This window comes from Petrachloros mirabilis, from assembly GCF_975968855.1.
On sequence record NZ_CDLUDY010000251.1, the window covers coordinates 1 to 6603 of the forward strand.

At 56.8% G+C, this 6603-nt stretch carries 6 protein-coding genes; 3 read left to right on the top strand and 3 right to left on the bottom strand.

Annotated features, from left to right (window positions below):
* The 3 genes from aspS to ACWVCN_RS10485 all read left to right on the top strand — a co-directional run.
* A partial coding sequence (aspS, locus tag ACWVCN_RS10475; RefSeq protein ID WP_455245614.1) for an aspartate--tRNA ligase occupies positions 1-1576 on the top strand: 1576 nt, incomplete at its 5' end.
* A gap of 15 nt (positions 1577-1591) precedes the next feature.
* Positions 1592-2755, top strand: coding sequence for a chorismate synthase (gene aroC / locus ACWVCN_RS10480; protein WP_455245615.1), 1164 nt, complete (start codon positions 1592-1594; stop codon positions 2753-2755).
* Positions 2756-2770: 15 nt separating this feature from the next.
* Positions 2771-3574: an ABC transporter ATP-binding protein gene (locus ACWVCN_RS10485; protein ID WP_455245617.1), complete on the top strand. Its 804-nt coding sequence runs from the start codon at positions 2771-2773 to the stop codon at positions 3572-3574.
* Between the two features lie 44 nt (positions 3575-3618).
* On the opposite strand, the gene ACWVCN_RS10490 is transcribed toward ACWVCN_RS10485, so the two are convergent.
* The 3 genes from ACWVCN_RS10490 to ACWVCN_RS10500 form a co-directional block, all read right to left on the bottom strand.
* Positions 3619-4650: a S1C family serine protease gene (locus ACWVCN_RS10490; protein WP_455245618.1), complete on the bottom strand. Its 1032-nt coding sequence runs from the start codon at positions 4648-4650 to the stop codon at positions 3619-3621.
* A gap of 139 nt (positions 4651-4789) precedes the next feature.
* Positions 4790-5239, bottom strand: coding sequence for an FUN14 domain-containing protein (locus tag ACWVCN_RS10495; protein WP_455245619.1), 450 nt, complete (start codon positions 5237-5239; stop codon positions 4790-4792).
* A gap of 273 nt (positions 5240-5512) precedes the next feature.
* Positions 5513-6603 (bottom strand): OmpA family protein (locus ACWVCN_RS10500; protein ID WP_455245621.1); only part of this gene is annotated, 1091 nt, incomplete at its 5' end.

Genomic DNA, 6603 nt, shown 5'->3' on the forward strand with positions numbered 1-6603 from the left:
CCATGCCTTGCGGAGCGAGTGCGTTGTGTCGGTGACCGGTCAGGTCATGGCACGCCCGGACGAATCCAAGAATCCGAACCTCTCGACCGGCGAGATCGAAGTGTTTGTGGATGCTGTCGAGGTCTTGAATGAAGCCAAGACACCGCCGTTTGTCATTGAAGACGATGCGGAAGTGACGGAAGCGATCCGCTTGAAGTATCGCTACCTCGATCTGCGACGGCCGAGGATGCAGGTGCTTCTCGGTATGCGGCACAACATCACGCAGGCCGCCCGGGGCTTTCTCAACGCCGAGCAGTTTCTGGAAATCGAAACCCCAATCCTGACGAAGAGCACGCCAGAAGGCGCGCGTGATTATCTCGTCCCCAGCCGTGTGAATGCCGGACAGTTCTTTGCGTTGCCGCAATCTCCGCAGCTCTTCAAGCAAGTTCTGATGGTCAGCGGCGTCGATCGTTATTACCAGATCGCCAGATGTTTCCGCGACGAGGATCTCCGCAACGACCGCCAGCCGGAGTTTACGCAGATCGATGTGGAGATGTCCTTTGTCGATCGCGATCAAGTGATGGAATTGATGGAGCGAATGATCGTGACGATTTTCCAGGAGGCCGGAGGGGTGCAGCTGCCGACTCCGTTCCCTCGCATGACCTATGCCGAGGCAACGGGTCGCTACGGATCAGACAAACCGGATCTTCGTTTCGATATGCCGCTTCATGACGTGACGCAATTTGCTGCGGCGAGCGAATTCAAGGTCTTCAAGGATGCAGCCGCGAAGGGCGGGATAGTCAAGGCGTTGATTGTAAAGGGAGGCGGGACAATCGCCCGCAGCCGGATCGATGCATTGGGGGAGACGGCGAAAAGTTTCGGCGCGAAAGGGCTGGCCTGGCTCAAGATTACCTCGGACGGCCAGTTGGAGTCCGTCATTGCCAAGTTCCTCGATGCACAGGCGTTTGCGTCGGCGCTGCCCCAAGCGAAACCGGGCGATCTCGTCCTGTTCGGAGCCGACAAGGCGGCGGTCGTCCACGATGTGCTGGGCCGTATCCGGCTGTTGCTTGGCGAGGAACTGGATCTGATCGACAAGAAAGCCTGGAGGCCTGTCTGGGTAACGGATTTCCCGTTGCTCGAATACTCGCCGGAGGAAAAGCGCTATATCTTTATGCACAATCCCTTCGCTGCGCCGATGGACGAAGATCTGCCCTTGCTTGATTCCGAGCCGCTCAAAGTGCGGGCCAAGGCCTATGACATGGTCTTGAACGGAAACGAAATCGGCGGCGGCAGTATCCGGAATCACCGTAGCGACGTGCAACTGAGGATTCTGGACTTGCTTGGGATCAGTAAAGAGCAGGCCCATGCCAAGTTCGGCTTCTTACTTGAGGCGTTGGACTACGGCGCACCTCCGCACGGCGGAATCGCCTTCGGCCTCGACAGGCTAATCATGTTGCTGGGAGAGGCGGAGTCGATTCGAGATGTCATCGCATTTCCAAAGACCCAGCGGGCACAATGTCCGTTGACCGATGCACCGTCAGCGGTGAGCGCGGAGCAGCTTAAAGAGTTGCGGATCAAGCTCGACCTCGTCGAGTAAGGAGTCAGCCAGTTTATGGCCGGCAATACGTTCGGCAGAATCTATACCGTCACGTCCTTCGGCGAAAGCCATGGGCCCGCCATCGGGTGTGTGGTCGATGGGTGTCCGCCCGGGCTGGTGCTCTCCGCCGAGGATATTCAAAAAGACCTCGACCGCCGCAAGCCCGGCACGTCCCGTCACGTTACGCAACGGCGTGAATCCGATATCGTCGAAATTCTCTCCGGTGTCTTCGAAGGAAAGACGACGGGCACGCCGATAGCTCTCATCATTCGTAACGAAGATCAGCGCAGCAAGGACTATGGAAATTTAATCGACACGTTTCGTCCCGGTCATGCGGACTATACGTACTGGCAAAAATACGGGATCAGGGATCATCGTGGCGGAGGGCGGTCCTCTGCGAGGGAAACTGCAGTCCGTGTCGCTGCTGCCGCAATCGCGAGGAAATGGCTGAACGAACAGTATGGAGTCGTGATCAGAGGTCATCTGAGCCAGCTCGGGCCGCATGAGATTCCTTTCAAAAGTTGGGAAGCCGTGGCTGCGAATCCGTTTTTTTCCCCCAATTCTGAAATCGTTGCGACGCTTGAGTCATTTATGGATGAGCTACGGAAATCCGGTGATTCGGTCGGTGCCAGGATCACGACCGTCGCCGAACATGTGCCGGTGGGGTGGGGCGCGCCGGTGTATGCGAAATTGGATTCCGATTTGGCTGCTGCCATGATGAGCATCAACGCGGTGAAAGGCGTGGAGATCGGGGCGGGTTTCGCGTCGGTCACACAACGAGGTTCGGAGCACGGAGATGAACTGACGCCGGAGGGGTTTCTCTCGAACAATGCAGGGGGAGTTCTTGGTGGAATCTCGACCGGTCAGGACATCGTAGTGTCAATAGGGATAAAGCCGACGTCGAGCATCCGTGTATCCCGCCGGTCGATCGACAAACAGGGTAAACCGGTGACCGTCGAAACCAACGGCCGTCACGATCCCTGTGTCGGCATCCGGGCCACGCCCATAGCCGAAGCCATGATGGCGCTTGTCCTCATGGACCACGCCCTGCTTCATCGCGCCCAGAACGCCGATGTGAGAACACCGACGCCGAAGATAGCCGGATCGGTGAAGCAGTCGGGTTCAACCGGCAAAAGCAAGCCCACGACGAAAATGAATCCAGATCCTCAAGAAGCATAACGCCTTCAGTCAGGCATGGCGTCATCCACCTTCCAGGAAAGTCGCATCCTCGATATTCGACATGCCACGGTCTATCGGGGAGATACTTGCGTGTTCGAGGACCTTTCTTTCGTTCTTGATGTAGATCGGCATACGGCGATACTCGGTCCAAACGGAGCGGGGAAATCGACGATCCTCAAGTTGTTGGCCGGCGAGGTCCATCCGGTGCCGAAAAGCGAAACGTCCGTTCGTCTGTTCGGTGAGGCGCAATGGAACGTGTGGGAGGTTCGCAAGCGGCTCGGGATGGTTTCACACGACCTGCAACATCACTACATGGAACAGGTTACGGGACTCAAAGTGGTGCTCTCAGGATTCTACGCGAGCATCGGGACCTATGGGCACCAGGACTTTACCTACGAGCAAATCGCTCACGCGCACTCGGTCATGGACGATATGGGCATCGGGTTTCTCATCGACCGGCGGTTTGCGAACATGTCGACCGGAGAACAGCGACGGTGCCTGCTTGCCAGGGCGCTCGTCCATGGGCCGTCCGTGTTGGTGTTGGATGAGCCGACGAGCGGGCTCGACCTTACGGCGACATTCCATTACTTGGACATTGTGCGGACGTATATGCAGAGGGGAAAAACGATTCTCCTTGTGACTCATCATATCCATGAGATACCGCCAGAAGTGAAGCGGGTTGTGTTGTTGAAAAAAGGAAAGATTCTCCTGGATGGCGAGAAGAAAACGGTGCTGACGGAAACTCATCTCAGCGAGCTGTTCGATTGCCCTGTAGCTCTCGCAGAGGCCAATGGTTGGTACCAGGCTCTCCCCGGGTGAGGGACAGGCTCCGGCCTTTCCGGTGCCTGCCCCGGTCCCCGAACTTATCCCCCTCCCAATGTCACCGTAAACGTCAGGTCTGCCTCCGCGCGGCGGACTTTGACAGCTACGCGCTGGCCGGGTGTCGTTCGCTCGATCAAATAATTCTTCAGGTGGGCTGCATCGAGGATTTCCGTTCCTTCAATTTCAAGCAAGACATCGTGCTTTTGTATGCCGGCTTCCTTGGCAGGATCCGTCACGTCTTTCACAGCGATGCGCCATTTTGTGCCGTCCTTCACGGCCGTCATGCGGATGCCTAACCTGGAGAAGCTCAACGGCTTCCCTTCGACGGCGGCGTTGACGATACGCTCGGCCAGCGTGGCCGGGATGGCGAAGGCCATTTGGCTGCAATGGACTTGTGTTTCTTCCTTGTCTGTTTGGATGATGGCATGCATGATGCCGACAACTTCGCCTGCATGATTGAAGAGTCCACCCCCCGAATTGCCGCTGCACGCTGAGAGGTCGGATTGAATCAGGCGTGTATCAACCGTCTGTAAGAAAGTATTCACATTTCCGACGCGGCCGAAGGCCATCGTCGGGCCCCATCCCATCGGATAGCCGACTGTGAAGACTTCCGCTCCTGAAGTTACGTTTTCAGAAGAGAACGGCGCGTTGGTGGACAAGATCGGGCGATCGCGCTTGTTAAGACGGTACACGACGACGTCGAGATAGGCGCTGTCCCCGACGTTCTGAGCGACGAGCTCGTGGAGATCGGTCGTTAGGACGTGGATAATCTTCGGAATGATTGTGCCGGAGGTGGTATGTTTCTCGACGGCATGCCTCGCGGTGACGATGTAGCCATCGCGCAGATGAAAACCTGTACCGCGAACCGTGATCTTTCCGGGTTTATCAGGGGTACGAGCGTCTTGGGTGTCCTCCAAGATTCCGACTGTTGCAAGCTTGGCACGCTCATACACGCGGGAGATCTCACTGTCTTGACCTGTAGAAGAGGCCGGCGAGACGGTCAGTGCTGAAATCGCAATTCCGCTCAAAACAATCGTGCTGACTCGAAGGAGCGATAGTTTGTTACGCCGCATGACTGGTCCTTTCGCGTTGGTTCTTGCGAGGGCCAGTATAAATGGGGAAGGTGGCACAATGACAGGGGTAGGACGGGATCAGGAGGCGAGGGACGATTCGTCGCGGAAGGCAATGCCGCGCGGGGTATCGGCATCCTGGTTATTTTTTGCGGAACCCAAAAAACGTTCCTGCGCCGGCGGCGCCGGCTGAGGGGAAAAATCCTGTGAGAAGATTCTTCAGCCCCTCCGCTTCTCCATGAAGCCATCTGATGCCTTGAGAGACCTGCGTTTCGATCGAAGGCCAGTCGAGATTAAGCCAACCGGTTGACTTCAACACGGCGATGCAGGCGATGGTCAACGCCGCCATCATGGCCGCGGCCCTGAGGAGGCGGCGAAAAGCCCACCCGAGGATAAATCCGCCGAGGTAACTTCCTCCTAACTGTGCCACAGTGGGAGAACTGAAGTTCACGATCCACGAGGCGAGTCCGCCGATCGTTGCAGCGGAGGCCGCAATGAACGACTTGGCGTTCCACGGGCTATCGGTGATGCTCTCTTCCCATGCGGAAGTGTCAGAGGGTGCAGCAGGGCAAGTTTGTTCTTCAGCAATCATGAAATGATCCCATACGGTTCTAGATTGTTTTTTGAAGAGTCTCACACCTCTTTTGTTTTTTCCATCGTATAAAGATTTTTGTTTAAGCCGCTCCGCTCGCCGCCTCGACTCAACCATCAGAGTACTGCTTGTTGCCTTGGCTCGTCGGGACTCGTGCCGCTTGAGAAGCCGCGATTGGCAAGAGCCGCAGTGATTTGTGCTGTCCAGGGTGTGGAAGGCGGCAGGGAAACGATGCGACATCCGCCTGTTTCCCTGCCGGTGGAGAGTCAGTGGTTAGTTGGAATCGTTTATCTGTCCCACGATTTGTGTGAGATCTTTGGGATACAGCACGATCTCGATGCGCCGGTTTGAGGAGCGGCCCTCATCAGTCTCATTTGTGTCCACGGGCCTGGTATCTGCGTAGCCCACTGCTGAGAGCTGCTCACGATCGACGCCGCCTTGTTCGATGAGGTACCGGACGACGGTGGTGGCACGAGCCGTCGACAATTCCCAGTTCGTCTTAAATCGATCTTGGAGCTTGGTGCTGATCGGCACATTGTCGGTGTGGCCTTCGATCCTGATTTGCTTGTCCGTGACTTTATTGAGTACATCGCCGACCTGTTTGAGCACTTTGAGACCGGCAGGCTTAATCTCCGCTCGGCCGGAGTCGAACAGGACGCGATCGACCATATTAATGGTGAGTTTGTCTCGAACCTGTTGAATGGTAATGTTCCCTTTCGCAATCTCGTCTTGAAGTGATTTGGACAATTCTTCCTGTGTCCTGGTGAGCCGTTTGATCTCCTCTTCCTTGGCCAGGCGCTCTTTCTCCAAACGGGCCTTCTCGGCCGCCTCGGCCTCTGCGCGCTGGCGTTCCTGTTCGAGGTTGGCGGCCAGCAGATTCTGTTCCTGGAGCAACCGCTCGCGTTCCTGTGCAATCCGGGCCTTCGCCGCTTCCTCTTCTTTCAAGCGTTGCCGTTCCTGCTCAAGGCTGGCGGCCAATTTGGCTTGCTCATCGCGAAGCCGCTCGCGCTCCTCTGCCAGGCGCGCTTTTGCAGATTCCTCCTCTTTGAACCGCTGGCGCTCCTGTTCGAGGGTAGCGGCCAGTTTCGATTGTTCGTCGCGGAGTTGCTCCCGCTCTTTGCCGATTCGTGCAGACTGGGCTTCCAATTCAGCTGCGCGCTTTTGCAGTCTGGCGATTTCGTCCTGAGCCGATGCTGTTCCGCTTTCCAACTGCAACTTGTCCTTCTCCAGGGCGCTGACTTGGGCCGTTTCGTCCGCAAGTTTCTGTTCGAGCGCGGCAATCTGGTTTTTGACATCACCCAATTCGGCGTTGAGGGAGGATCGATCCCGTTCCAGCCCGTCGAGTTGTGACTGGAGGTTGGAAG

Bases quoted from the DNA above. Each gene is read 5' to 3' on its own strand.
- aroC (WP_455245615.1), top strand. From the start codon at position 1,592: ATGGCCGGCAATACGTTCGGCAGAATCTATACCGTCACGTCCTTCGGC.
- ACWVCN_RS10485 (WP_455245617.1), top strand. From the start codon at position 2,771: ATGGCGTCATCCACCTTCCAGGAAAGTCGCATCCTCGATATTCGACAT.
- ACWVCN_RS10490 (WP_455245618.1), bottom strand. From the start codon at position 4,650: ATGCGGCGTAACAAACTATCGCTCCTTCGAGTCAGCACGATTGTTTTG.
- ACWVCN_RS10495 (WP_455245619.1), bottom strand. From the start codon at position 5,239: ATGATTGCTGAAGAACAAACTTGCCCTGCTGCACCCTCTGACACTTCC.